Source organism: Pyrodictium brockii (assembly GCF_055379715.1).
On record NZ_AP042401.1, the window covers coordinates 218,511 to 243,101 of the forward strand.

Annotated in this window: 24 protein-coding genes, 1 tRNA gene and 1 rRNA gene; 12 read left to right on the top strand and 14 right to left on the bottom strand. The window is 67.9% G+C overall.

From position 1 onward, the window contains the following. Window position 1 precedes the first annotated feature (1 nt). From ACZ42Y_RS01235 to ACZ42Y_RS01245, 3 genes are read right to left on the bottom strand one after another with little or no spacing between them, the layout of a single operon-like run. On the bottom strand, window positions 2-955 hold the full coding sequence (locus ACZ42Y_RS01235) for an AAA family ATPase (RefSeq protein WP_083494406.1): 954 nt from the start codon (window positions 953-955) through the stop codon (window positions 2-4). Further along, the gene (locus tag ACZ42Y_RS01240; protein WP_058370164.1) at window positions 912-2,273 is read right to left on the bottom strand and encodes a hypothetical protein; all 1,362 of its coding nucleotides are present in this window, start codon (window positions 2,271-2,273) and stop codon (window positions 912-914) included. Before ACZ42Y_RS01240 ends, ACZ42Y_RS01235 begins: the two co-directional genes overlap by 44 nt. After that, a complete protein-coding gene (locus ACZ42Y_RS01245) occupies window positions 2,270-5,311 on the bottom strand; it encodes a DUF4129 domain-containing protein (protein WP_058370163.1) in 3,042 nt (1,013 codons plus the stop codon). The genes ACZ42Y_RS01240 and ACZ42Y_RS01245 overlap by 4 nt, the downstream gene beginning before the upstream one ends. 117 nt (window positions 5,312-5,428) lie before the next feature. On the opposite strand from ACZ42Y_RS01245, the gene ACZ42Y_RS01250 reads away from it, so the two are divergent. Then, entirely contained in the window at window positions 5,429-6,064 is a 636-nt protein-coding gene (locus tag ACZ42Y_RS01250; protein WP_168371195.1) for a hypothetical protein, read from the top strand. Window positions 6,065-6,135: 71 nt separating this feature from the next. Next, a complete protein-coding gene (locus ACZ42Y_RS01255; protein ID WP_464735534.1) occupies window positions 6,136-6,720 on the top strand; it encodes a GNAT family N-acetyltransferase in 585 nt (194 codons plus the stop codon). An 8-nt stretch (window positions 6,721-6,728) separates the two neighbouring features. Here ACZ42Y_RS01255 and ACZ42Y_RS01260 read toward each other — a convergent pair whose 3' ends face one another. Together ACZ42Y_RS01260 and ACZ42Y_RS01265 are read right to left on the bottom strand one after the other, a co-directional pair. Continuing rightward, the gene (locus ACZ42Y_RS01260; RefSeq protein WP_058370160.1) at window positions 6,729-7,289 is read right to left on the bottom strand and encodes a methyltransferase domain-containing protein; all 561 of its coding nucleotides are present in this window, start codon (window positions 7,287-7,289) and stop codon (window positions 6,729-6,731) included. 30 nt (window positions 7,290-7,319) lie between these two features. Beyond that, entirely contained in the window at window positions 7,320-8,222 is a 903-nt protein-coding gene (locus ACZ42Y_RS01265) for a VIT1/CCC1 transporter family protein (RefSeq protein ID WP_058370159.1), read from the bottom strand. A gap of 112 nt (window positions 8,223-8,334) precedes the next feature. On the opposite strand from ACZ42Y_RS01265, the gene rrf reads away from it, so the two are divergent. Together rrf and ACZ42Y_RS01275 are read left to right on the top strand one after the other, a co-directional pair. Beyond that, a 5S ribosomal RNA gene (rrf, locus tag ACZ42Y_RS01270) occupies window positions 8,335-8,454 on the top strand. A gap of 189 nt (window positions 8,455-8,643) precedes the next feature. Then, window positions 8,644-9,393 carry a precorrin-2 dehydrogenase/sirohydrochlorin ferrochelatase family protein gene (locus tag ACZ42Y_RS01275; protein WP_058370158.1) on the top strand — a complete coding sequence of 250 codons (750 nt, stop codon included), beginning with the start codon at window positions 8,644-8,646 and terminating at the stop codon, window positions 9,391-9,393. A gap of 72 nt (window positions 9,394-9,465) precedes the next feature. Here the strand turns inward: ACZ42Y_RS01275 and ACZ42Y_RS01280 are convergent, their stop codons facing one another. Then, the gene (locus tag ACZ42Y_RS01280; protein ID WP_058370157.1) at window positions 9,466-10,068 is read right to left on the bottom strand and encodes a hypothetical protein; all 603 of its coding nucleotides are present in this window, start codon (window positions 10,066-10,068) and stop codon (window positions 9,466-9,468) included. Window positions 10,069-10,241: 173 nt separating this feature from the next. Continuing rightward, complete coding sequence (locus tag ACZ42Y_RS01285) at window positions 10,242-10,793, bottom strand: hypothetical protein (RefSeq protein WP_464735535.1); 552 nt, start codon at window positions 10,791-10,793, stop codon at window positions 10,242-10,244. A 240-nt stretch (window positions 10,794-11,033) separates the two neighbouring features. On the opposite strand from ACZ42Y_RS01285, the gene ACZ42Y_RS01290 reads away from it, so the two are divergent. From ACZ42Y_RS01290 to ACZ42Y_RS01305, 4 genes are all read left to right on the top strand, one after another. Then, window positions 11,034-12,407, top strand: a complete 1,374-nt coding sequence (locus ACZ42Y_RS01290; protein ID WP_058371320.1) for an RsmB/NOP family class I SAM-dependent RNA methyltransferase — start codon at window positions 11,034-11,036, stop codon at window positions 12,405-12,407. A gap of 338 nt (window positions 12,408-12,745) precedes the next feature. Then, on the top strand, window positions 12,746-13,300 hold the full coding sequence (locus tag ACZ42Y_RS01295; RefSeq protein ID WP_058370155.1) for a hypothetical protein: 555 nt from the start codon (window positions 12,746-12,748) through the stop codon (window positions 13,298-13,300). Window positions 13,301-14,087: 787 nt separating this feature from the next. Further along, window positions 14,088-14,543: a hypothetical protein gene (locus ACZ42Y_RS01300; protein ID WP_058370154.1), complete on the top strand. Its 456-nt coding sequence runs from the start codon at window positions 14,088-14,090 to the stop codon at window positions 14,541-14,543. Window positions 14,544-14,572: 29 nt separating this feature from the next. After that, on the top strand, window positions 14,573-14,773 hold the full coding sequence (locus ACZ42Y_RS01305) for a hypothetical protein (RefSeq protein WP_464735536.1): 201 nt from the start codon (window positions 14,573-14,575) through the stop codon (window positions 14,771-14,773). Window positions 14,774-14,941: 168 nt separating this feature from the next. Here the strand turns inward: ACZ42Y_RS01305 and ACZ42Y_RS01310 are convergent, their stop codons facing one another. Then, window positions 14,942-16,741 carry a TrkH family potassium uptake protein gene (locus tag ACZ42Y_RS01310; RefSeq protein ID WP_464735537.1) on the bottom strand — a complete coding sequence of 600 codons (1,800 nt, stop codon included), beginning with the start codon at window positions 16,739-16,741 and terminating at the stop codon, window positions 14,942-14,944. 45 nt (window positions 16,742-16,786) lie between these two features. Continuing rightward, window positions 16,787-17,437, bottom strand: coding sequence for a cyclase family protein (locus tag ACZ42Y_RS01315; protein WP_058370151.1), 651 nt, complete (start codon window positions 17,435-17,437; stop codon window positions 16,787-16,789). A 123-nt stretch (window positions 17,438-17,560) separates the two neighbouring features. Here ACZ42Y_RS01315 and ACZ42Y_RS01320 point away from each other — a divergent pair, with 123 nt between their 5' ends. Beyond that, window positions 17,561-19,480 carry a S9 family peptidase gene (locus ACZ42Y_RS01320; RefSeq protein WP_201783064.1) on the top strand — a complete coding sequence of 640 codons (1,920 nt, stop codon included), beginning with the start codon at window positions 17,561-17,563 and terminating at the stop codon, window positions 19,478-19,480. On the opposite strand, the gene ACZ42Y_RS01325 is transcribed toward ACZ42Y_RS01320, so the two are convergent. From ACZ42Y_RS01325 to ACZ42Y_RS01335, 3 genes are all read right to left on the bottom strand, one after another. Further along, the gene (locus ACZ42Y_RS01325; RefSeq protein ID WP_464735538.1) at window positions 19,477-19,884 is read right to left on the bottom strand and encodes a hypothetical protein; all 408 of its coding nucleotides are present in this window, start codon (window positions 19,882-19,884) and stop codon (window positions 19,477-19,479) included. The genes ACZ42Y_RS01320 and ACZ42Y_RS01325 overlap by 4 nt on opposite strands. 85 nt (window positions 19,885-19,969) lie before the next feature. Beyond that, window positions 19,970-20,479, bottom strand: a complete 510-nt coding sequence (locus ACZ42Y_RS01330) for an archease (protein ID WP_083494403.1) — start codon at window positions 20,477-20,479, stop codon at window positions 19,970-19,972. A gap of 125 nt (window positions 20,480-20,604) precedes the next feature. Further along, window positions 20,605-22,059, bottom strand: a complete 1,455-nt coding sequence (locus ACZ42Y_RS01335) for an RtcB family protein (RefSeq protein ID WP_058370148.1) — start codon at window positions 22,057-22,059, stop codon at window positions 20,605-20,607. Between the two features lie 164 nt (window positions 22,060-22,223). Here ACZ42Y_RS01335 and ACZ42Y_RS01340 point away from each other — a divergent pair, with 164 nt between their 5' ends. Next, window positions 22,224-22,817 carry a flavin reductase family protein gene (locus ACZ42Y_RS01340; protein ID WP_058370147.1) on the top strand — a complete coding sequence of 198 codons (594 nt, stop codon included), beginning with the start codon at window positions 22,224-22,226 and terminating at the stop codon, window positions 22,815-22,817. After that, window positions 22,810-23,067, top strand: coding sequence for a DUF504 domain-containing protein (locus tag ACZ42Y_RS01345; protein ID WP_058370146.1), 258 nt, complete (start codon window positions 22,810-22,812; stop codon window positions 23,065-23,067). Before ACZ42Y_RS01340 ends, ACZ42Y_RS01345 begins: the two co-directional genes overlap by 8 nt. Here the strand turns inward: ACZ42Y_RS01345 and thpR are convergent. Continuing rightward, entirely contained in the window at window positions 23,064-23,636 is a 573-nt protein-coding gene (gene thpR / locus ACZ42Y_RS01350) for an RNA 2',3'-cyclic phosphodiesterase (RefSeq protein WP_058370145.1), read from the bottom strand. The two genes, ACZ42Y_RS01345 and thpR, sit on opposite strands and share 4 nt — an antisense overlap. A 123-nt stretch (window positions 23,637-23,759) precedes the next feature. On the opposite strand from thpR, the gene ACZ42Y_RS01355 reads away from it, so the two are divergent. Further along, window positions 23,760-23,838 (top strand) — tRNA-Gly (locus ACZ42Y_RS01355). Here the strand turns inward: ACZ42Y_RS01355 and ACZ42Y_RS01360 are convergent. Beyond that, on the bottom strand, window positions 23,817-24,512 hold the full coding sequence (locus tag ACZ42Y_RS01360; protein ID WP_168371193.1) for a DUF3782 domain-containing protein: 696 nt from the start codon (window positions 24,510-24,512) through the stop codon (window positions 23,817-23,819). The two genes, ACZ42Y_RS01355 and ACZ42Y_RS01360, sit on opposite strands and share 22 nt — an antisense overlap. Between the last annotated feature and the right edge of the window lie 79 nt (window positions 24,513-24,591).

Sequence of the window (24,591 nt, forward strand, 5' to 3'; positions counted from 1 at the left end):
GCTAGGGGACGGGGACCCTCACGCGGCGTATGATCTCCTCCACCACCTCCTCGGGCCGGCGGCCCTCAGCCTCGGCCTCGGGGCTGAGGATGAGCCGGTGGGGGAGCACGTGGCGGGCAGCCCTTTTCACGTCGTCGGGTATAACGTAGTCCCTCCCCTCCATCGCGGCCAGGGCGCGGGAGAGCTGCTGCAGCGCTATAGCCGCCCTGGGGCTCGCGCCGAGCCTCACGTCCGGGTGCTGGTGGCTGGCCTCCACGATGTCTATTATGTAGTCGAGCACCGGGTCGCTCACCTCGACACCCCATATCGCTTTCCTCGCCTCGATCAGCTCCTCCCGGCCCGCCACCGGCTCCACCGGCCACCTCTCTATAGTCTCGAGGCCCCGGAGGATGCGGCGGAGCACCTCCCGGCCTGGCAGGGGGATCGAGACCTTCACGAGGAAGCGGTCCAGCTGGGCCTCGGGGAGCGGGAATGTGCCCTCGAGCTCCACCGGGTTCTGGGTGGCTATAACCAGGAAGGGCTCGGGGAGGGGGAGCGTCTCGCCCTCCACCGTCACCTGCCTCTCCTGCATCGCCTCCAGCAGCGCGCTCTGCGTCCTGGGCGAGGCCCTGTTGATCTCGTCGGCGAGAAGCACGTTGGTGAATATGGGGCCGCGGCGGAGCCGGAACTCGCCGCTCCTCTGGTCGTACACCATGGTGCCTATGATGTCGCTGGGGAGCAGGTCGGGGGTGAACTGGATCCTCCTGAACCCCAGCCGGAGGCTCGAGGCAAGCGCCTTGGCGAGCGTTGTCTTAGCCACGCCCGGGACTCCCTCGAGGAGCACATGGCCCCCCACGAGGAGGGCCGCCAGGATTATCCTGAGCTCCTCCTCCAGCCCGTAGACTACCTTCGAAACCTCCCCCGCCACCCTGTCAGCTATATCGGCCACCAGCCTGACCGACCGTCCCGCGGTCAATGCGCGTAGCCTCTCCGGGAGCCACTATGGCCTCGAGTAGGGGGCCCAGCCGCTCCAGCAAGTAGTATAGTCTACGCCTCCATGGCACGAGGCGGCTGAGGAGCCTGCTCCCCGCGAGCCTGTGGAGCCTCTCAAGCTCCGCCAGCAGCTCACGCAGCTCGCCCTGCCCGAGCCCCAGGGAGCGGGCCGCCTCCTCGAGGAGGGCGGGGTCGCCGAGGGCCTCTCTAACACCCCCGCCGAGGCGGCGGAGGGCCTCGTCCAGGAGCAGGTAGAGAGCCTCCAGGGCCTGGGCTGCCTCACGCCTCGTTAGATCGCCGGAGGCTATCCGTTGGAGGAGGGGGCTGGAGCCTACCGCCACAGGGGGCCTGGGCTGCCTGGGGGGCTTCTCGGAGGCCCACCGGCCGCCCGAGGCCTGGACGAGGGCGAGATAGAGGAGGGACGAGAGCGCGGTGGCTAGCAGCACCACGCCCAGGGGGTTGGAGAGGAGTGGTGCCAGCGCGCTCTTCTCCAGCTCGGCGAGCCACTCCACGAGGATGGATGCGATCAGGCCGGGCTGGAGGTACACCACCAGGGGCACCGAGGCGTTTACAGGCCTGTAAACCATGGGCGGGATCAGCACCAGGGGCTCGCCGCCGAGCCTCTCGGCAAGCACCGCCGCCAGCTCCGAGTTGCCCAGCCCGGTCTCGTTGGCGGCGCCCAGCACCCTGTTGCTGAACACATGGCTGTCGGGTATATAGACCACGTCCACCCGGCCCCGCCACTCGAGCGCCGCCGGGAGCCCCGGCGGGTATAGCGTGGCTGCCAGCGTCCTCCAGCCCTCGCCGGGGCTCACCAGGGCAACCGTGCTCATGGCGTAGAGGATGGGCTTCCCGCCCCGGTAGAGGGCTATAGCAGGGCCGCTCAGGGACCCCGGCTGGAGGCGCAGCGGGGGAGCACCGAGAGCCTCCAGCAGGCTGCTAGCGCAGCCGCTCTCATCAGCCACTACTACTCCCACCCGGTAGCCCTGGGAGGCGAGGCCCTGGACAAGCCCCGCAAGGCCACTCATTATGCTCGCGTTGCACTCCGTGGGCCCAGCGACAAGGTAGACTATGCTGGAGCCGTTCCATCCCCCCGGCGGGGCGGCGGCGTAGTAGACGGGGAGCCCGCTGCGGGAGAGGGCCTCCGCGAGCAGGCTGTGGCCCTGGGGCCCCTTGTCGAGCGGGGAGCCCTGGCGGGGGAGGAGCAGGGAGCCCAGCTTAACGGCCTTGGGGGCGGCGAGTATCGCCGCTACAAGCGCCACAAGGGCCAGGCCCGCCAGGAACGCCCTGAACCCTATCACCGCCCTCCACCCAGTAGCCTCGAGAGCCTTGAGGCCAGGCGGCGGCCCGCGCCGCCCAGGCCCCTCCTCGCCTCCTCCACGGCGCGCCGGAGCCTCTCCACGTCCTCCCCCGTCACCGGCTTGCTGCTGAACCTGGCCTTCTCGTATACGGCGGCCGCGGGGTTGTAGCGGCTCCTCTCAGCCTCCGGGAGCCTCCCGCCGTACTCCCGGTGGGTCTCGCTAGGCCTCCTGGCGCCGTAGACTGCCTCGTAGAGGTGGAGGAGCCTGCTGAACGCCTCCACCACGAGGCCCCGGGCCCCCTCGGGCCCAGGAGCCCGGCCCGCGAGCCTGCGCTCGGCGGCCACGAGCCGCGCCCTAGCCACCATAGCCTCTATCTCCCTGCCCCGGAGGACCAGGAGCGCCACTAGGAGAGCTGCGGCAGCCATGCCGGCTGCAAGGGCCAGGGGCCAGCCCGGGAGCCGGGCCCTGGGCAGCCTCGGCGCCGGTGGCCGCGGCGGCTGCAGCGGCTGCGCCCCGGGCTCCCGCCCCTCCTTCCGGGAAGTGTTGCCGCCGAGCCTGAGGGCTACCGGCGGCCCGCCGGCAGGCTGGGAGGAGAGGTTGCCGCCCGCGAGCGCCTGGTAGAGGAGCGAGACAAGGTCCCCGAGGCCGTGGACCTCGAGCACCCTGGCCGGCTGGCCTCCTGTAGCGGCGCCGGCGCCGCTGGAGCCCCTGCTCCGGCTGCTGGCGGCGCTGGCCCGCTTACGGTTGGCTGCCGACACCGACTCCAGAATGCTGCGCAGGACCGCCCGGCTCTGGTCCTTATAGGCATCGAGCAGCTTCTCGGCCAGCCTGGCGGCGTCGGCCAGGTCTACTGTGTAGCCGTTGCCGATCCTGATGCTGGCCGCCTCGGCTAGGGTTGATGCAGCCTCCCCTGGGCTCACCCCCTCCCTGGCCAGCGCCGCCAGCAGGCCGGCCGGCGGCTCGCTGGCGAGTATGTCGCGGAGAGCCCTGCTCGCCGCTGCAGCCTCGGCGTAGTCGCCGCTGCGGAGGCCCTGGGAGATCCGCCGTAGCAGCTCCGCCACCGCCTTGGCCTGGCCGGTGGCGTTGCTCTCCTCCACCTTCTCGGCGAGCTTCTCGAGGCGGTCGGCGAGGCCCTGGCCGGTGGCATTGCCCCCCGCCCCCGCTGGCTGCAGGCCCTGCCCCGTCTCCCGGGGCTTGCCGGGCTCCTCCCCGGCCGCCGTGGAGGCCGCGGGGGGCTCCAGGGTGGTTGAGTAGCCGAGGGCCCAGTAGAGCATGGTGCCCGGCTCCGGGGGCTGGCCCGGCGCTGGCGGCTTCTCGCCGCCGCGCAGCCAGGGGTACATGTGCACCACCAGCCAGGATACGGTGCGGGCCACCGCGTAGTCGATGACATAGCCCCCGCCAGTGGGGCGTGCCGCTGCGGCGCGAGCGAAGAGGCCGAGGCGCACGAGAGGGGGAGTAGCGTTGTCCCCCACGATGTCCTCCACCACCCTGGCCGGGTCCAGGGAGGCGAGCAGGGCGTCCCTGGGCGAGTCCACGCCCGCTGCCCTGAGGAGCCTCTCCGCCTCCATGCCGCTCGCGTTCACCAGCAGTGGGTTGAGGCCCTCCCGCACCGCCTCGAGCCCCGCGGACACGAGGACGTGGAGCAGCTCCGCCTCCCTGCCGGAGGGCGGGTTGAGGGCCTCTGCCTCGGAGAGCCTGCCGCTCCAGAGGAGGCTGGCGAGCCTCTCAGCGTAGCCCCTGACAGGGCCGCTGGCCCCGTGGAGCCGTGCTGCCTCGGCTAGAATCCAGGGGTCTATCTCGGCGAAGGGCTGGAGGACCAGTAGCAACTCCACTGGCTCCAGGGAGCCCGTCTCGGCGTAGCATAGGGCCGCGGCGGAGGCGGCCATGCTCCACCCCTGCTGCGTCTCAGCCGCGCCGGGCCCGAGGAGGCTCTTGACAAGCGCCTGGTAGACGAGGCAGTAGCCGGTGGAGCCGGGGGCCGCTGGCGCCCGGAGCCTCTCCGCGCGCACCAGCGCGGCGGAGGCGGCAGGGCTGAGGACTATTTCCCCGTCCATCCTGGCCAGGGAGGGGGTTATACCCTCCCGGATCGAGGCTGCCAGTAGGCGTAGACCGTCCACGCCCCCTATCCTGGAGGCGTTGGAGAGCGCCAGGGGCGGGGTGTAGCCGGCGGGGAGGGCGGGGAGCCGGTAGAGGGGAAGGATCCTCTCGACGTAGCCCCTGTAGGCGGCGTCGAGGAGGCTCGTGAGCGCAGCATAGCAGAACACGTCGCCGCGGCGGAGCGCGCCGGCAGCGAGGTCCAACACCGCGCCGGGGCCCCTGGCGTAGCCTCTACCCGCCGCTGCGGCGAGGGCGCTGCGGGCTGCGGTGCTAGGCACCGCGTCGGTGGAGGCGAGGGCGTAGATGAGGCAGAGCCCCCTGGCGCCGGCCTTAGCGTTCACCGTGGCCCAGTAGCCCGGGTCCGGGGTGCCCGCGAGCCCCGCGAGGAGGAGGCCCGCGTATGGGTCCTCCCGGGCCAGCCGCGCCGCCTCCGCGGCCAGGCTCCTGCTTCCCGTGGCGGCGTAGACCACGCTGCTGGCGAGCCTGGAGGCGGCCTCGGCAGGCAAGCCAGTGGCGTTGCCCGGGGGTATAAGGCCGAGAGAGGTCGGGGTGGAGAGGGCGAGGAGGAGGCTGCGGTACACCATGCTGGAGCTGCAGTGCTCGACCGCACCGGGGCTCTCAGCCACCGCGTCGAGGTAGGCTCTCAGCGCCTGCTCCAGACCGGGGCCCGGGGAGCCCGTGGCGTTGGCCTCCAGGAGGGCCTCCGCGGCGGCCGCCGCGGCCTGGGAGACCGGGGGCTGGGCGCAGCCGGCGACACCCTGGTAGATCTTGGCCGCCTCCCCGTAGCTGGTGGCTGAGCTGCGGAGCTGCTCGAGGATCTCGCGTAGCTGCCGGGCCAGGTTCCCCGCATCCCCGGCCAGTGCCCTATGGAGGGCGACGGGGAGGCTCGCCGCCAGGAGGGCTAGCAGCGCGGCCGCCAGCAGCCGGCGGGGCGGGTGCAACACGTGGCTCCTCCACCCCTCGGGACGCGGAATCACCAGGGATAAGGGCTCCGCCGACGGGCTCTATGGATTTAGCCTCGCGGAGGGCCGCGCCGCCTCCCGGAGGGTCCCGAGGCCGTGGGGGCAGGGGCTGGGCTCCGGCGGTGGGTGCCCTACGCCGCGGCCGGCGACCTCGCCTACGGGGGCAGGCTCCACGGGCTCATGGCCGGCGCGGTGTTCGCCGGGAGGGTGGGGCTGAGGGGCGCCTGCCTGGCGAGAGCCGGCGACCTGCTCCTCCTCTCGAGGTGCCGCGGCGGCCGGGTGGAGGCGGAGATCTACTACCACGACGCGCCCGGGCTACGGCAGCTGGACTCCAGGCTCTGGAGCCTGGTGGGCGCCCGGAGGGCCTCGCTGGAGGCTGTCCACGGCGACCTAGTGTTCCCCGTGGAGGCGCACGTGGTGGAGGCCCCGGCCACCAGCCGGGTGGAGAGGTGGGTCAGGCTCCTGCTCCTCATCCCCCCGGCCGCGCCCCCACCGGCGCAGCCGCTCGCAAGCTACCCGGTCGAGGCCCTAGGCGTCGAGCCCTGCGCCGACGGGAGGCTCTTCTGCAGGGGCGGGGAGGGGGAGGCGGTGGCCGCTGACCTAGTGGTTTCAGGGGAGAGGCTCTCCTCCTGGCTCGAGGAGCTGGGGGCGGCACTAGCACCCGTGGCTGCGAGGAGCAGGCCGCTCGGCCTCAGCCTCTACGCCCACGCCCCCGTGCAGAGGGGGCGCTGAGGCCCGGGGCTGGACGCTGGGCTTAATTCAGCCGATCCCAGTACCCCCGGGTTGGAGGAGCAGAGGACCCCTTGTCAGGCCGACGGCCCGCCGGGTGCAGCAGCCTACCCGGGGCGGCTGCGCTGAAGGACGGGAGCAGCGTCGAGATCACCGAGCCCGAGCCCAGGGAGGCGCGCAGGCTCCTCCTAGGCCTCTTCACCAGACTGGGGCCCGAGACTGTGCTGCTCCGCTTCCTCCGCCCGATCAAGTGCTGGGACACAGTGGTGAGGGAGATCCTGGAGAACGCCCGCCTAATCCTACTGGGGCTCCAGGGGGGCGAGGCGGCGGCGAGCGCCGAGGCCTACGACACCGGTATACACGGGGTGGCTGAGCTGGGGATAGTGGTCAGGGACGATCTCCAGGGCAGGGGCCTGGGCACGACGATGACCGCGCTTGTGGCACTCTGCCTCCTGGAGAACGGCTACAAGGCCCTCGAGGCCTACTTCGATCCAGGCAACATACCCATGAGGAGGATAATGGTGGACAAGCTGGGCGGCCGCGTGATCGGCTACGGCCGCGACATGGTCTTCACGCGGCTTGACCTGGAGCCGAACCGGGAGAGGATACTCTCCGTACTCCGGCAGCGCTACAGGCCGGCCCGCGGGAGCCTGGGCTAGAGCCCGTGCTAGAGCTCGTATACGTAGACGCTCCTGGACCTCACCTCCAGCCTGGCCGCGTGGAGCGAGCCCCTGTCCCCCTCCGCGGGGTAGTCGAGGCTTAGGAGGGGCGCGTGGAGCCCCCGGAGCGTGTCGAGGAGCCTCTGCACCGCCCTGGGGAGGAGGTAGGCGTAGACGGCATCCACCCTCCGGGGCCTAAACACCGACAGGTCGCCCACCACGGTGTCCGCCAGGAGGCCCCGGAGCCTCCTGGCAGCATCCGCCGCGAGGTACTCGTCCAGCTCGAGGCACACCGTGTAGAACCCCATCTCAGCCGCCTTGGACGCCACCCCGCCGGCGCCGCAGCCCGGCTCGTAGTAGATGGGCTGCCGCTCCAGGCCCCGGGCCCGGAGCCTCCCCACAGCCATGGCGTGCAGGATGCGGAGAAGAGGCTCCACCATGTACTCCTGAGTTGGCACGTAGGGGGAGAGGCTTCCCCCCACGGCCTCAAGGGACTGGAACGCGTTGTAGAGTATCTCGATGGTCTTGCCCAGCTCCCTCTCATCGAGCCTAGGCTCCCGGCCGCCCAAAACCATGCCCCAGCCTCGGGCTGAGCGCCTCTAGCCGCTAACATGCACGCCGGCGAGCCTGCCCAGCGCGTCGCCGAACGCGTAGCTCCCTAGCGCGGTTGCCAGCAGCAGGCCGGCGCTCTCGACAAACTCGCGGAGGAACGGCTTATCCTCAACCACCGCGCTGTAGTAGGTGAAGCCGCCGCTCAGCAGCATAGCCATCGCCAGCGAGGCCGCGAACGCCAGGGCCATGCTGGCTGTCAGGAAGTAGGGGAGCGCCAGGAGCACCACCGAGAATATGTAGGATAGCCCTGTCACGAGAGCGCTGGCCGAGGGCCTCTCCTCCCCGCCGTGCTTCGCCTGCAGGTACGCCGCCCCCGCCATGGAGAGGGCCGCCGAGAACCCTACCACGAGGCCCGCAATGCCCGCCATCAGCGTGCTAGCGGTCGCGCCCAGGAAGCCGGCGTGCACGCCGGTGATCTCCACAATAGCATCGGCGAGGCCCAGGGCTATATAGCCCATATACTTCACCCTCAGGTCCTCTATGCCGCTCAACAGGGTCTTCTCATGCTCCTCTTCCTCCCTTATAATCTGCTCCAGAATCTCCCTAGCCTCGCCCCTCAACCGGTTCGCAAAACGGCGGTAATGCTCTATCGTAGACTTCTCGCCGCGCTCGAGCAGCCTAATCATGAACGAGGGGCCGAGAATCCTGTAGACCAGAGTGATCCACCCCAGCGAGGCCCGAGAAGGCTTGCACCCGTGGCCCAGAATACTGCTCCAGAACATGTAGTGTCTCCTCTCCTGCTCCGCCAGCCTCAGCAGCTGCTGCCTCCTCTCCAGGTCCCTCTCGGCAAGCCACCTGTAGATATGGTGGACCGTTATCTCCTCCCGGCAGAACCTCTCGGCAAGCCTACGGGCCTCCTCGTCCAGCACCCCTGTGGCGCCCACATCCATCCCCGGAGTATTACCTAGTTAGAATTAGAAACGGCATCCAATTAAAAATATGTCTGAACTCCCTGGCAAGCCGTAAGAATGAATACGGCCACGCCCGCGCGAAGCCCCCCAGGGGCCCGGCCATAGCGGCCGGGCAACACCCGGACTCATGTCGAACCCGGAAGTTAAGCCGGCCGCGCTGGGGGATGCTGTGGGGTCCGCGAGGCCCCGCAGCGCCCCCAAGCCGGGACCCCTCTCCTCGCTTCACTCCACATCCCCTCCCGGGTCCGAAAGGGGGCTCGGGCCCGGCTCCCGCCGATAAACAGTTTGTTGAACCGGCGGCAAGATCGCTGCCCAGCACGCAGGCCCCGTGGCGCGGCCCTGCCCCAGGTTTCTAGGGGGCTTGCAGAACCCCCTCCGGGGAGGGGGTTGAGGGGCCGGGTTGCGCGTCCCCCTATGGGTCGAGATGAGCGGCCGCCGCGTCCTAGTCGTCGGGGGCGGCGGCGTCGGGACCAGGAGGGCTCTCTGGTTCCGCAGGGCGGGCGCCATAGTGAGGGTAGTGGGGCTCCAGTTTAGCGGCGAGCTCGAGGACCGCGCCAGGAGCGACCCGGGCCTGGAGCTTATTAGGATGGATGCATCCGATGCCGAGGGGCTTCGCGGCCACGTGGAGTGGGCCGACATAGTCGTGGTGGCCACCGACAACCCCCGCGTGAACGAGACTGTGTGGAGGCTGGCCAGGAGCCTAAGGCGCTGGGTGAACGACGCTACCGACGCGGCGAGGACGGAGATCGTGGTGCCCTATACCCTGGACCTCTACGGAGGAGGGCTCCGCGTCGCGGTCACAACTGAGGGCCGCACCGGGGTGGCGGCGCGGCACGCCAGGGACAGGATAAGGGACTGCCTGGAGAGCGACGCGCGGCTCCAAGCCCTCTACGAGGCGATGTGGAGGGTCAAGCCGGTGCTTAAAACACTCATCCCGCGGGCCAAGGACCGCGTCCCGATCTACTACCGGGTGGAGGAGGACCCTGGCTTCAGGAGGGCCGTGGAGAGGGGCGACGTGGAGGCGGCGCTGCGCGAGGCATCCAGGGTGATAGCGGAGGAGGCGGAGAGACTGGGGATACGCGTGGATGCGGACACCGTGTATGCTATGCTGGAGAGGGTGGAGAAGCCCATAGAGCCGCTAGAGGGCTGACGGCCCGCCCAAGCAGCCTGCTCCGGGGCCCTTGGAGCCCCGATACCCCTCCAGCAGAGCGGGGGCCTGCCCCTAGCCGCTGCCGCACTTCATTTTCTCCACTACAACGTAGTGCCGGCCGCCCCTGGGATCCTCCCGGAAGTAGACCACGACCTCCGGCTTTACGCGGGAGCAGAGGTACTTCTTCATAGAGGGGTCCGCCAGCCACTGGGCACGGCGGCCGAGGGCCTCCAGGGCGCCCGCGATCGCCGCGAGAAGGGCTGCCCTGAGCGTCAGGGAGCCTGCCATCCTCTCCGCGCGCTCGCCCTCAGAGAGGAGCAGCATACACTGGTCCCAATCGCACTCGACGCTCCTGAATACCTGGAAGGGGTGGAGGAGGTTCCCGCCCTCCGGCTCGAGGAACACGCTGAGCCAGTGTTCGATCCTTACCCCGGTGGGCTCGAGGCCCAGGCTCTTCACGAACTCCTGGAAGCCGTGCCTGCTGCTGTTCTGCAGCATCCGCCCAACTAGTGCCACGCCCTGCCTCTCGCCGACCATGTTACCTATTACTCCGGGGAGGTCTTCTAGCACAAGCCTTTCAAGCATTGCCAGGAGGCTGCGTATTACGGCGTCCTTCACGCGCCGGTCCTCCGGGCTCGGCAGCCATCCGGCGGCCCGCTCCTCCACCTGGCCCAACGCTCCCTCCCCAGCCACCCACCAGTCACCAACGCGGTGCTCAGGATCAAGGCTAGGTTGAGGGAAGAGTGGAGGGTGGATGACTGGGTGTCTAGATCCTGGGGGAAGGTGGGAGAGTAATGGGATGAATTATAGTATTCTGTCGGATCCTAGTATCCGATGTTGTAGACGGGCTAGCTGCAGGGGTTCTTCTCGACTATGAGCCTGCAGGCCGGCGGCTCCACGGGCTCCATGTAGACTAGGAGGTCTGGAGGGTTCTCCCAGCAGGCGTGCCTCCGGGCTGAAGGCGTCGCGAGCCAGCGTACACGGTAGCCGAGGGCCTCGAGCACCCCGGCCACAGTGCCCACGATCACCGCCATTGTGCTGGGATGCTTCCTAGCCTCCTCGGCGTAGGGGCAGCCCCTGGCCTCCAGGATGCAGCGGTCCCTGCTGCAGCTGAGGCTTGTGAACACCTGGTAGGGGTGGCGCTGCTCCCGGCCCCCAGGCCTCACGAATATCTCGAGTATTCTGTCGGCGTCTATGCTGCCCGGCTTCACGCCCAGCTCCTTCATGAAGGCTGTGAAGCCCTCGCGAGCGCCGCGCTCGAGCAGCCTGGCTACAAGAAGGAATCCCTGCTCTCCTAGCAGGTTCTCCGCCTCCGCCGGGAGACTCTCAACCAGGATCCTGTTGCACATGACTGAGAGGCCGCGGGCCACGGCCTCAACGTTCTCTAGAAGATGCGCCAAGACCCCCACCAAGTATTTCCCTCAATTACCGGGTACTGTAGTTTAAATGTGTTCCCATTCTTTTTAACCTGTGTTTGCTCGGATGCTGCGCCGTCATGGGGCCGCGCTAGCTTGATAGAATAGCTGGCAGACGCCGAGGGTACGCTGAGCCGGGGGGCCAGGGGGTAGTGGTGGAGGGTGAGGGCCTTGGAGAGCGCTGGCGGGGCGCTGGAGGGGCTTGCCAAGCGTGTATGGGAGGCTGTGGAGGCCGAGAGGAGGGGGAAGCCGAAGCTGGCGGTGCCGGCCAAGGGCCTCCGGATACTAGTCGAGACGGTTAAGGCGGCGGAGGAGTTCAAGCCAAGCCAGCATGCCAAGCGTATCGTGTTCCGGAGGCACGGGATACTCGGGACCGGGCTGGACAGGCTGCTCACATCACTATTCTATGATACCATGAAGAGGATTGGGCTCTTGGACCGTGTGGCCGCCGAGCTGACCGGGGTGGAGTCGCCGCTCATCCTCGACCCGTGGCTCCGTGCAGCGCTCCGCGTCGCCGCCGACATAGTGCTCTTCCACCAGCCCGATAAGGCTACGCTGAACAGGCTCAAGTGGAGCGTGGCGGACTTCCTCTCCGCCAAGACCCACCCGTACGTAGGCATGTACTACTGGAGGCTTGTCGACCGCCTCGCCGAGTACCGGCCGCGGCCGCGCAGCGTCGAGGAGGCGCTGGAGTGGCTCTACCTCCTCCCAGCCTGGTTCATAAGGAGGATGAGGCAGCTGCTGGGCCCCGGGGAGGCCGAGGAGCTGTTCAAGGCGTTGAACGAGAAGCCGTTGATAAGCGTCAGGGTCAACACTCTGAAGGCCACCGTGGAGGAGGTTGTGGAGGAGCTTAGGAGGGAGGGCAAGGACCCCATTGTAAGCGAGCGCGTACCCGTCGTGGTGAAGTTCAAGGGGCCCTACGACTTCGACCGCAGCAGGCTCTACAGGGAGGGGAAGATAGTGATCCAGGAGGAGGCTAGCGCGGCAGCCTCGCTCATCCTAGACCCTAAGCCCGGGATGACTGTGGTCGACCTGGCCGCGGCACCCGGGGGCAAGACGAGCCACATGGCCGAGCTTATGAGGAACCGGGGCAGGATATACGCTTTCGATATAGACGAGAAGAGAATTGAGCGCATGAGGATGATCCTGCGCCGCATGGGCATAACGATAGTGAAGATATTCAGGATGGATGCCCGCAAGGCGCCCCGGGTGCTGGGCGGGGAGGTAGCCGACCGGGTCCTCCTAGACGCGCCCTGTACAAGCACCGGCACCATTGCTAAGAACCCGGAGCTCCGGTGGAGGATCCGGGAGGAAGGGCTAGGGGAGATAGTGAAGCTTCAGAGGGAGATGCTGGAGGCAGCGGCCAGGCTGGTGAAGCCGGGCGGCCGGCTCCTCTACACCACCTGCAGCCTCCTACCCGAGGAGAACGAGGAGAACATAAGATGGTTCCTCGAGAGGCACCAGGAGTTCAGGCTCGTGCCGCTCCAGGGGCCCTACGACCCCTCCCCGCTGCTGCCAGGCACCATGAGGGCGTGGCCCCACCGGCACGGGACCATAGGCTTCTTCTACGCCCTGCTCGAGAGGATTAGGAGCCGCTAGGCCCTAGGGCCCGCTGGTTTACGGGCTAAGACTATTCTCACTAGGGCGCTGTCCTAAGCCTGCCACCCGGTGCCTCGGGGGCAGTATAGTTTTTGATTGTTGTTGGAAAGTTTATATTGGTTGATGTTTAAATGTTATACATGAAAACCCTGGGGGGTGATGGGGGCAGTGCTCCAAGCCCCTCAGGGCATAAGATCTTGGATGGGAGCCCCGTGCCGTTGGGCTCGACAGCCACCCATGACCCCATAACTCTAAGGAAAGAGTTATGGGCGAGGTGGAACTCCCTAGATGCGAACATAAACCCATATAAAATTGGGATGAACATCTAGGGAGAAACGGTGGAGAAGGGCGCGTGGAGCGGGACGGCACTCAGCCTCGGGGCCGCCCTGATGGCGGCCGCCGGGTTCATGCTGGGCCTGAGCGGCTCGAGCCGGGCGGCTGGGCTCGCCGCCGGCATCGCTAGAGCGCTGATGGCGGGGCTGGGGTTCACCTCCTTAGCTGGGAGGGGTGAGCTGCCCGGCCTCGGCGCCTTCGCCGCCGGGCTGGCCGGGTTCCTGGGGGCGGCCGCCGGGCTGCTCGTGCTAGCAAGCGCCGTCACGGGCTCGGACCAGCCCCTGGGCCCCGCCGCCATGCTGCTCGTAGCCGCCTGGCTGTTGGGCTCGGCGGGGCTCCTTGTCCACGGCTACGGGGTGCTCGGCTCCCGGCGGGTCGTCGGCGGCCTCTACCTGGCCGCCGGCCTGCTGCTGCTGGCTACACCACTGCTCCACAGCCCGGCCCCCGGGCTGGCTTTGCTGGCCACGGCGGGTGCGGCGGCCTCTAGGCGCCGCGGCGGGGCGACGGGGGGCACGGGAGGCGACGGCTCCGAGGGGCGGAGGGGCTCCGGCCCCTCCTAGCTCCTCTCGGGCCGTGTCCTCCCAGCCGCTGGGCGGCGGGGCAGCTTAATGGCCTCGCCGAAGTACACTGCAATGTCCGGCTTATAAGGCGTCATAGAGCAGCTCCCTCATGGAATACGATGGCTCTATTAGCCGGTACACCTTGTACCCCCACAGCCTCCGCCACACTGCTGGCACGCAGAGTATCACCCCCTCCAGGATGGGTGTCTACGCGCTATGGGGGTGTAGGGGCAGTTGCCCCCAACCATGTACATCCTCTCGCTGCAGCTTATCAACTCGATACTGGAAGGAGTACTAGAGCCCGTGGCCAGGCGCTGGACGGATATTCGAAGCGACCCTCGAGCCCCAGGGCTCCCTAGGTCGATGCCGTGCTCCCACGCGAGCTCTCCGAAAACTCTCAACTCTCACGGGCTCTCCGGCGAGAACCCCTGGCTACCAGTTGACTGCGCAGTGCGGCCCAGCAATGTCCCCCGCCATTGAAACCGTGTCTTCCATTACTGGTTTCCAGGGCATCACTAGGTTACGCGGGAGCGCTCACCGCTCGGGGAGGGGGCCTCCACGATGGACGCCCTTTCCTGCCTGATTTATCGTGGGAATCCAAGAGCATAAATTTCTTAATAAGTTGACTTAATAGTTAACTGTGTAAGGTATGATATGTAGTATCTGCTGCCGGCGCCGCCGGGGCACCCAGCCATGCCCCTGCGCCGGCGCGCGGCCCTCACGCGCTTTTACTCCGGGCCAGGAGGGGTGCCGGCCCGGGAAGGGGCGCGGGAGGCTGGATCCCCTCTTGCTGCTTGCAGCCGTGGTTCCGCGTGGCAGGGTTGACGTTCTCCTGGAGGCCCTCCGGGGGCTTAGAGGGGGCGGGTTCCTCGTGATGGCCTACCGCGAGCGCGGCGGCCCCCGCGAGTGGAGGCTGAGGGTGTACGAGGGGGCCGGGGTCCGCGAGGCTCTCGACGCCGCCTCCTGGCTGGCCGGGGGCTCCCTTGGGGTCTACGCCCTCTGCGGGGGAGTCCACACGCTGATGGCGGGGTTCACGAAGGCTGGCTTCTACGCTAGGACGCTGGCCTGCAGCCTCCGGAGGCTCGGCCGGCAGCGGTGGTCACGGGGTCTCCCCCGGCCCCGGCTAGGAGCGTCCCGGAGGCGGTGCTCTACGCCTACGCTGCCCGCCTGGCCCGCGACGGAGCGGGCGCGGAGAGGCTGGCGGCTAAGATCGCTGAGAGGGCCGGCGGCGGGGCCGGGATGATTGTCTCGCTGGTGAGCAGAGGCCAGAGGGTGGCGCCGGCAGCGGTGGTGGCGGCGGGCGGGGGGCGGAGGCTCTGCAGCCTCTACCGGAGCGGCGCCGCCGTGGCCGCCGTGGCCGGCGCCGAGGGGCCGGGCTGGAGCTGCCGGGAGGGACTGGTGGCCGTCCTCTACCCCTCGGGCGGGGTGGCGCGGCTCGAGGCCAGGGGGATCGACCGTGTCCTCTACGGGTGAGCGCCTGGGGCCGGCGGGTGTTACTAGGCCAGGGGCTTCTAGGCTCCTCGGGCTCGGGTGAAGCATACGAGCCCGGGGTCGTGGCCGTGGATGCTAGCCGTGAGAGGCTGGCCGCTATACTCGAGGCCATCGTGTCCAGGGACGTGGTCTCGCCGGGGGACGTGGTGGTTAGGACCGGGCTGCCCCGCTACCTGGTGCTAGCGGCCTTCCAGTGCCTGGAGGCCCTCGGGGTCGTGGAGCCCGTGTTCGCCAAGGGTAGCTATAAGGCCTACACCGCCACCGTGTACGCGAGGAGGCTCCTCGAGGCACTTCGCTCGGGGGCTGAGAGGCCCCTGCTGGCAGCCGTCTCCACCCCGGCGGCGGGCGCTGTCTCCAGGCAGGAGGCCGAGGCCACCGCCTAGCCGTCCTAGAGGGGCCCCTTCCCTCCGGCCGTAGCCCCGCGCGCCTCCCGCGGCGCCGGGCCCCGCCAGCCATGGTTCTCGCCGCCTCCACCATGTAGAGGAAGCCCACCACCTCGAGCCTGCCCAGCGTCATGAGCGCCATGAGCACTGCCTTGGCGAGCCAGGGCGTGGAGGCCGAGGTCACTCCAACGCTTAGCCCTGTTGTGGCGAGCGCGCTGGCGGCCTCGAAGGCCGCGTCCGCTAGGCTGCAGCGGGGGAGTATGACCAACAGGGCAAGCGTGCCCGCCGCATGGGCCGCGGCGAAGAGCGTGGCCACGCTAACTATACTCCGGAGCTCGTCGTCGGTTATTATACTGCCTCCAACCCTGCGCACTGTTATCCTGTCCGCCCCATGGACGGTCTCCCTCACCGTCCAGGCTATGTTCTTGAAGAGCACTAGCAGCCTGTACTGCTTTATCCCGCCCGCCGTGGAGAACGCCGCGCCGCCCACCAGCATCAGTACTGTGAGGAAGGCTTTCCAGGCGATCGGGGCCTTGGATAGATCGCTTATCCCGAAGCCCGTGGTTGAGACCGCGGAGGCCACGTCGAAGGCTGCCTCGCGGAGCGGGGCGTAGGGGTGCCATCCCAGCCGCCCGAGTATCAGCGCCCCCAGCAGGGTTGAGGCGAAGGCTATCACTATGAGGGATGCGGTTTCCTCGCTGAGCCTCCTGGGCACCCCCCTGATGATCGCGTAGAGGTCGGCGAAGTTAGCGGCGCCCAGGAGCATCACCACCATCGTGGCCAGCTCCACGGCCACAGAGTGGTAGTGGGCTATGCTGTCGCTGTAGGGGCTGAAGCCGCCGGTCGCGATGCCTGTCATCGAGTGGTAGAGGGCGTCCGCGGGGCGCATGCCGGCGAGGTGGAGTAGTATCGCGCCGAGGAGCGTTAGGAACGCGTAGAGGCCCATGAGGGCTCTTATGCTCCTGGCTATACTGGGCTCGAGGCGCTCGAAGCGGCCCTCCGCAAACCCGACCAGGTGGGGCGGGAGCCCGCCGAGCCTGGCGAACACGAGGAACATGACCACTATGCCGAAGCCGCCGAGCCACTGCGTCACAGCCCGCCACCAGAGGATGCTCGGGGGCAGCTGCTCCATGGAGGGCACGTAGACGCCGAAGTCCTTGTCCACTCCCCCGGTGAAGATTGTGAGCCCGGTGGTGGTGTAGCCGCTTATCGACTCGAACCACGCGTCCACCAGGGGGACGCCCAGCGCGTAGGCGACGGGTATAGCTGATAGAAGGGGGGTTACGACCCAGCTGTAGCCGACGAGCACCAGGGCCTCCTCCTTGGAGAGGCTGCGGGAGGGCTTGAGGGCCAGCAGCCAGGCCGCGGCCACGGCAAGGTAGAGCACCGCCCACAGGCCGAGCACGGCAGAGTACTCGGTGTCGCCCTCGAGGAGGCCCGCCATGGAGGAGAGGAGGTGGGTGAGGCCAGCCATCGCCGCTGGGAGGATACTGTAGCGGAGGAGGGGGGACACTCTTACCCCGGGCTCCCTGCCCGCCTCCAGCCTCCCAACGGCCTGGCGCTTCACGGCTGCTACCCCACCGCCAGGCCCTGGGGACCCGGGATGCCAGGGTTATACCGGCTCCTGCACCCACTCGCCAGCCCTGCCGCCGTCGAGCAGCGCGTAGACCCTAGCCGGGGCGCCGCTTCCCCCGCTGAGGCGGAGAGGGGCCACTATCAGCGTCACCTTCTCGCCGTCGAGCCAGCGGGGTATCTCGAGGTTCTCGACTATCACGGCCCCGCTGGAGAGGAGGACCCGGTGCACCGGGTAAGGCGGCCCGTCGGGGCTCGGCGCGTCAACCCCCAGGCCCCCGAGGCCTAGGCGGGCCATCCACTCGGCGGCCTCCACTGACACGCTCCTGCAGCCGCGGCCTATGCGGAGGAGCAGGTACCAGCCGCGCCGGGGCAGGGGCAGGCGGCGGAGCCGGAGCCCCGCTATAATCTCGCGGCTCGAGACGGCCCCGCAGGCGTTGGAGAGGTCCATCGCCAGCGCCGGGGCTATGAGCCTGGAGGCCTCAACGCTGTCCACCGGGGCGCCGCCCTCCACCATGTGGGCCGGGGCGTCCACGTGGGTCCCGCTGTGCTCGCCCAGGCAGACCCTACGGTTGTAGAAGCCGTCCCTGGGTATCACAGCCACGGTCTCCACCATCACCGGAGGGTCGCCCGGGTAGACCGGGGTGCCGGGCCCCAGGGGCCTTGTTAGGTCCACCACACGGAGCGGCAAGCCCGTTTTCACCGCACAGCCTGCCCAGAGAGGCCCGGTGAGCGGGCGCTGGCCCCGCAGGCTGGTGCTAAGAGGCTTACCCCGGAGAGCCTCGACGGGCTGGTGCTGGTCTCCAATCCCGCGGTGGCGGGCAGCGGAGGCTACGTCCTCTACACCGTTGCCAGGGTCAGCCTGGAGACGGACAGCTACGAGTCCAGCATAGAGGCTGTGAAGCTGAGCGACGGCGAGAGGCTGGTGCTCCAGAGCGGGCCCCGCGACTCCTGCCCGGTGCCCGCGCCGGCCGGCAGCCGCTACGTCTTCACAAGGAGGGCTGAGGCCAGGAGGGGCCAGAAGCAGAGGCTCCCAGGCCTAGAGCTGAGGACTGCCAGCATCGAGGCCCCGGGCGCCAGCAGGCTCCTCGCCAGGGTGGATGGGCTGGTCTCCCTCTCCTGGAGCCCCAGCGGCGACCTAGCCGCTGCCGCCATCCCGGTGGGGAGGCCGGACGAGGACGTGAAGGAGGTCGAGACGCTCCCCGTCTGGTTCAACGGGAAGGGCTTCGTGTACAGGACGCGTGTGGAGCCATTCATACTCGACGCGGACTCCGGGGCTATGGAGAGGATGGAGCTGGGGCTGGACTGGCTGCAGGTCTCCGACGTGGCCTGGAGCCCGGACGGGAGGAGGATAGCGATCAGCGTTGCAACGGACATGCTCAAGCCATACCTCCTGGACGTCTACATATACGACGTGGAGAAGGGGGATGCTAGGAGGATAGCGAGCGGCCTCATGGGCTACGGCGAGCTCGCCTGGAGCCCCGACGGGAGGATGCTGGCCTATCTGGGCCACCGGGGTGAGAGGGGGTTCGCGAGCCACCAGAAGGTCTGGCTCCTCGACCCCGAGACGGGGAGGATGGAGTGCCTCACCTGCAGCCTCGACCGCAACGCCGCCAACACGGTTAACAGCGATGTCAGGTTCCAGAGCTGCTTAAAGCACCTCCAGTGGACCAGCCGCGGGATACTCTTCCAGGTGAGCGACGCGGGCAGGGTGCTCCTCTACCGCGTCCAGCCCGGGATGAGGCCGGAGCCCGTGCTCGACCCCGGGGAGGCAGTGGTCGACGAGTTCCACGCCGCCGGAGACGGCTCGGTCATAGCCTACACCCTTATGACGCCGGTGGAGCCCAAGGAGCTCTACGTGCTGCAGGGCGGCGGGCCGCGGAGGCTTACACGCTACGCCGAGGCCTGGAGGAGGCGCTACCGGCTCGCGAGGCCTACGGGCTTCAGCTTCCGCGCCAGCGACGGCGCGGTGGTGGAGGGCTGGGTGCTCCGGCCCCCCGAGGGCGTGGAGGCGAGGGGCTGGGTGCTCTACATCCACGGCGGCCCGAAAACCATGTGGGGCTACGGCTTCATGCACGAGTTCCATGTGCTTGCCTCAAACGGCTACACCGTCGTCTACATCAACCCCCGCGGGAGCGACGGCTACAGCGAGGAGTTCGCCGACATACGCTGCGGCTACGGCGAGCGGGACTACATGGACCTCATGGAGGCCGCCAGGTACGCTGTGGAGAGGCTGGGACTCCCCAGGGACAAGGCGGCGGTGATGGGAGGGAGCTACGGGGGCTTTATGACCAACTGGATAATAGGCCACACAGACTTCTTCAAGGCGGCGGTGACCATGAGGAGCATATCAAACTGGATAAGCATGTATGGCACCACCGACATAGGCTGGTTCTTCGTAGAGGACCAGCTCTGCTGCACCCCCTGGAGGAGCCCGGAGACCTGCTGGGAGAAGAGCCCCCTCAGATACGCTGACAGGGCCAGGACCCCGACGCTGATAATCCACTCGAGCGAGGACTACCGCTGCTGGCTCGACCAGGCCCTCCAGCTCTACACCGCGCTGAAGGTCCACGGCGTGGAGACGAAGCTCGCCATATTCCCCGGCGAGAACCACGACCTATCCCGCAGCGGAAAGCCTAGGCATAGGGTGAAGAGACTGCAGCTGATACTAGACTGGCTGGACCGCCACCTCGCGGGAGAGAAGCCGGGAGGAGCCGGGGCCGGCGGGGGCTAGCCCCCGCCCTCCCGGTAGTCCCCCAGCACCGCGCCTGTGTCAGCGTCCACCAGGAGTATCCTCTGGAGCCCCTGAGCCCGGAGGGCCTCCCTCGCAGCCTCCACTATCTTCGCCCAGGCGACGCTGCTTATGAACCGGCAAGTGCTGCAGCCCGGGTCGCTCTTCTTGTAGCCCAGCACGACCATTACGCTGTAGCCGTCGTAGCTGACGCGTATCCTCTCGACAAGGCCTCCAGACACTATGTCGACGTCGTAGCCTGGTATCATCACGCTCTGGAGCGCCTCCTCGGCGGCCCTAATCCTCTCGGCTAGCACGCCGGGCGCCCCGCCGGCGGCACCCCCGGCCCCGCTGGAGCCGGGGCGGCGGACCACCAGGCCGCGGAGGAGGCTCGAGAATAAACCCACTCTAGGCCCACCCTCGCCCCGGCCCATGGGGCCGGGGGTTAAGAGGGTTGCTCTGCCCCGCGGGGCTGCGGGTACGGGCTAGGGGCTAGATGTCTATGACGAACTGGACCCTCCAGCAGCCGTTCTCCTTAACTATCTCCATCATGGCGTAGGTCATGGCCTTCACTATGGTTCTGTGGAGGTGCTTATCGGGGTTGAACTTCTCCCCCCAGGCACGGGCCCTCAGCTGGTACTCCGCCTCATCTCCCTCGCCGACACGCTTTATCTCCTCAACCTTGAACCTGGAGAACACCAGGCCCTCGCTGTCGGTGTAGAAGAGCAGGTCCTCTATCCACCGGTAGAGCAGCTGGTATAGGTCCATGCCGCTCGTCTCCACCCGTCTCTCCACCCGGGGCTCGACCTTGCTGGTGTCCGTCACCACCTCGTAGACGCCCAGCGCCGCCTGCTCGAAGGCCTCCTCGAGGCTCCGGCCCCGCGCCACTATCAGCACGTCGGCGGTGTGGGGCGCGTGGGCGAAGCCGGGGCACGGGAGCTCGGCGAGCACCTTCCGCAGTTCCTTCTCGATATCCTCGTAGGGGCCTTCGCCCGCCGCCATACTCTCCCCAGGGGTGCCGAGGAGACAACAGCACTGAGGGTCTTAGATGGTTACCCGGGCTGGCCCCTGAGGAGAGGGACTCCGGAGGGCCTGGCCGCGGAAAACTGTGGAAGAGGGGGCAGGGCCTAGCCCTTAGTCACGGCTATGGGGCGTAGCCTGGCCACTATCTTGGCTATGCCTACCTTCTCGGCCACGAAGGCCACGCGGTCCACGTCCTTGTAGGCCTCGGGCATCTCCTCAACAACGGTGGCGCGGTTGCTGGCGCGTATAAGTATGCCCCTCTGCTCCAGCTCCTGGACGACCTGGTGGTAGCTCTTCGTCCTCTTCGCGGCTGCGCGGCTCATCCAGCGGCCGGCGCCGTGGGGTGCTGTGTACCAGGCCTTGACGCCCGTGGGCACGCCGGCTAGGATGTAGCTGGCGGTGCCCATGCTGCCGGGTATTAGGACGGGCTGGCCCACGCTCTGGTAGTCCTTAGGTATCTCGGGGTGGCCGGGTGGGAACGCCCTGGTGGCGCCCTTGCGGTGGATTATCATCTTCATCCTCTTCCCGTCCACCTCGTACTCCTCGAACTTGGCTATGTTATGCGCGACGTCGTAGACTATCCTCATGCCGAGCTGGTCGGGGTCGCGGTGGAACACGTTGCGGAAGCTCTCGCGGGTCCAGTAGGTGATGAGCTGCCGGTTGGTCCACGCGAAGTTGGCGGCGGCGGCCATAGCGCGTATGTAGTCCTGGGCCTCGCGGCTGCTGTAGGGTACGCTGGCCAGCTCGCGGTCCGGCGGCCTTATGCCATACTTCCTCATAGCCCGCTCCATTATCATGAGGTAGTCGCTGGCCACCTGGTGGCCCAGGCCCCTGCTGCCGGTGTGTATCATGACCACTACCTGGCCCTCATGCGTTATACCCATGGCCTTGGCCTTCTCCGGGTCGTATATCCTGTCCACCACCTGTACCTCTAGGAAGTGGTTGCCGCTGCCGAGGGTACCCAGCTGCTCGGCGCCACGTCTCTTAGCGCGCTCGCTCACCTTGCTGGAGTCCGCCAGGCCCCAGCTCCCCCTCTCCTCTATGTGCTCCGGGTCCTCTGCCCAGGCGTAGCCCCTCTTGACCGCCCACTGGACGCCCTCGTCCAGCACCTTGTTCAGCTCCTGCACGCTCACCTTGATCTTGCCGGTGCTGCCGAGCCCGCTGGGCACATTGCGGAACAGCTCGTCTATCAGCTCGCGCAGCTTGGGCTTGACCTCCTTGATGTCGAGGTCTGTCCTTATTACGCGCACGCCGCAGTTTATGTCGTAGCCGACGCCGCCGGGGCTTATCACGCCGTCCTCGTCTATCGACATAGCCGCGACGCCGCCTATCGGGAACCCGTAGCCCTGGTGGCCGTCGGGCATCACGATGCTGTACTTCTGTATCCCGTGGAGGCAGGCCACGTTAGCGGCCTGGACCAGGGTCAGGTCGCCCTTCATCTTCTCCAGGAGGAACTCGTCGGCGAAGATGAGCGCGGGAACCCTCATGCAGGGCTTGGCGCCCTTAGGTATCATCCACTCGTAGTCCCCGACCCTCTTGAGGGGCATCCTAGCGCTCATGCCTGTTTGCACCTCCTACCTGCCCGTCCTCGGCCGAGTAGACCCCAGAACCTCTTTCGGGGCTCAGCCCCGTATTATAGCGTGCGTCCCTCCCGGCAGCTCGGGGGCCCCCGGGGGGCCTCCAGAGGCCCCGGGGGGACAGAACCCCTGGAGGGGGCTGCGCGTTGCCCGGCCTGCCGAGCGGCTACGTGGATGCCGGCGAGAAGTGGTACCGGGTCCTCTCGCCCCGCCCCGTCTACGTCCTCGTGGCCGAGGCCCGTGGCAGGGTTAACCTGATGCCCGCATCCTGGGTCTCGCCCTTCAGCGAGGAGCCCCCGAGGATAGTGGCGGCGCTCGACAAGGAGGCCTATACTACCGAGCTAATACTCGAGTCCAGGCTCTTCACGGTCAACGTGGTCACCGTGGGCGAGGTGTACTTCGTCTACACGGCGGGCACAACCAGCGGGAGGAGGGTCGACAAGCTGAGGCTCCTGGGCGCCGAGGTCGTCCGCGACACTGTGACGGGGGCGCCCCGGCTGGCCAAGCCGAGGCCCATAGGGGTGGTGGAGGCCAGGGTGCACCGAGTGCTCAGCGACCTGGCGGAGGACGTGCACCTCGTGGTCGCCGACGTCGAGGCCGCCTACACCGACCCGGGGCTCTACAACCAGCGCTACGGCTGGGAGCTTGGGAAGGCGAGGATACTCCTACACAGCGCTGGCAGAGCCTTCACAACGGTCTGCGGGGTGTACACGCCGAGGAGGAGCAGGGGTAATGCCTAGGCGCAGGGGCGAGCTGGAGGAGGCTGTGGCCAGGTTCTTCCACACCCGGGCCAGGGGCTTCATAGTGGTGGCCGAGAGGGGGACGGCGACCGGGCTGAGGAGGATACCGCGGGAGCGGGTAGCCAGGGTCACGAGCAGCCACATAGTGCTTGATGACGGCACCGTTATACCGCTCCACCGCGTCGTGGCGCTCGAGGACGAGGCGGGGAGAACCATCTGGCGGCGCTACCGGCGGGCAAAGAGGGACTAGCCCCGGGCCCTCACCTCCCGGAGCGTCCTGTACACGGGGCCGCGGGGGGTGAGGATGCTCTGCTTCAGCCTCACGCTCTCCAGCACCACCTCCCCCGCCTCGACGTCAGCCATCTCCTGGAGAAGCTTAACCACCCTGTCCAGGTTCCTGGAGCCCTTCAGCCTCGCGAGGGTAACGTGCGGGACGAACTCCTCCCTCTCCGGCCTGAAGCCAAGCCTCCGAAGGCCCCGCTCTATCTCGCGGTAGAGCCTCTCCAGCTCCTCGGCACCCTCGGAGACGCCCACCCATATCACCCGGGGCCTGGCGACGCTGGGGAAGGCCCCGACGCCCCGGAGCCGGATCACCACCCGCCTGGGCGCAGCCTCCGCTATCACCTTCTCAATCTCATCGGCCATGCTCAACGGTATATTGCCGAGGAACCTGAGGGTTATATGCATATTCTGGTCCTCGACGGGCTTCATAGGGGCCCCGGTGGCGACGAAGGCGTCTCGTATCTGGACAAGCCTGGCGACAACCCCCGGCTCCTCGATATCAACCGCTATGAAGGCACGAACCCTCTCAACGCTCAAGGCCCGAGCCACGCCCCTCCCGGGGCCCCGAGAGAGCCGGGAAACCCTATAAACCCCGGGACCAGGGTATGGGGCCATCCTAACGGAGCGGCCGGGCACAGGCCCATGCGGGCCTAGACGGGAGCGGCGGTCGTCTAGCCTGGACTAGGACGCCGGCCCCCCAAGCCGGTGATCCCGGGTTCAAATCCCGGCCGCCGCACCAACCATCTTCCCCCGATCCTCCCCGCGTGCCCGCCAGGCAGTGCCTGGGGCCGTAGACGGGGCCTGTCGTCCACCGTGGTTATAATGCAGGGGCTCCCACCGCTCCCGGCTGCAGGCTTGATCTCCACGCCCAGCCTTCCGGCGGGCTCCCTGGCCTCCGGATCCACCAGGCCCGCCCAGCGTCACCAGTAGATCTCCGCTACGTCGCTCCCACTCACCCAGGGCTTGACCTCCACCAGTATGTGCCCCATCCCTGACCACCACTTCAGCCTCAACCACCGCCAGGCGGCCGTAGACTAGGCCCTCGCTGTCGAGGCCTCCACCTGGACACTCTCGCCGCGCCGGGAGCCCCTCCATGACATGCCTCATCGCCTCCCCGAATGACTCCTCGCTTATCACGCCGGGCCTATGCGCTATGGCTGCCGGCACGCTGCGCGTCTCGGCCATCTCCCTCTCGAGCCCCTCCTGCCTCTCCCCGAGCTCCAGGAAGCGCTCCTCCAGCCTCGCAAGCCTCTCCTCAAGCTTCTGCCGCATCTCGTATAGCTCTGCAAGCCTCTTCTCGAGCCTCGTTATCTTGTCCAGGATCTCCTTGTAGCCTAGCAGCCCCATTAGGGCGTAGCGGGGCTCCCTGCCCCTCGAGGGCTCTAAGGATCCTCCCTCCTCCCTACCGAGCACAGAGTCACCCGAGGCCCTCCTAGCCCGGAGGGCTGGCCGTCTCCTCATCGTAATAATCCTCTGGGCATCGCCGAGGCGG

What these genes read in the sequence shown, in the direction of transcription:
- ACZ42Y_RS01265 (WP_058370159.1), bottom strand. Translation starts at nt 8,222, where the DNA reads ATGGATGTGGGCGCCACAGGGGTGCTGGACGAGGAGGCCCGTAGGCTT.
- ACZ42Y_RS01330 (WP_083494403.1), bottom strand. Translation starts at nt 20,479, where the DNA reads ATGGCGGCGGGCGAAGGCCCCTACGAGGATATCGAGAAGGAACTGCGG.
- ACZ42Y_RS01335 (WP_058370148.1), bottom strand. Translation starts at nt 22,059, where the DNA reads ATGAGCGCTAGGATGCCCCTCAAGAGGGTCGGGGACTACGAGTGGATG.
- ACZ42Y_RS01345 (WP_058370146.1), top strand. Translation starts at nt 22,810, where the DNA reads ATGCCTAGGCGCAGGGGCGAGCTGGAGGAGGCTGTGGCCAGGTTCTTC.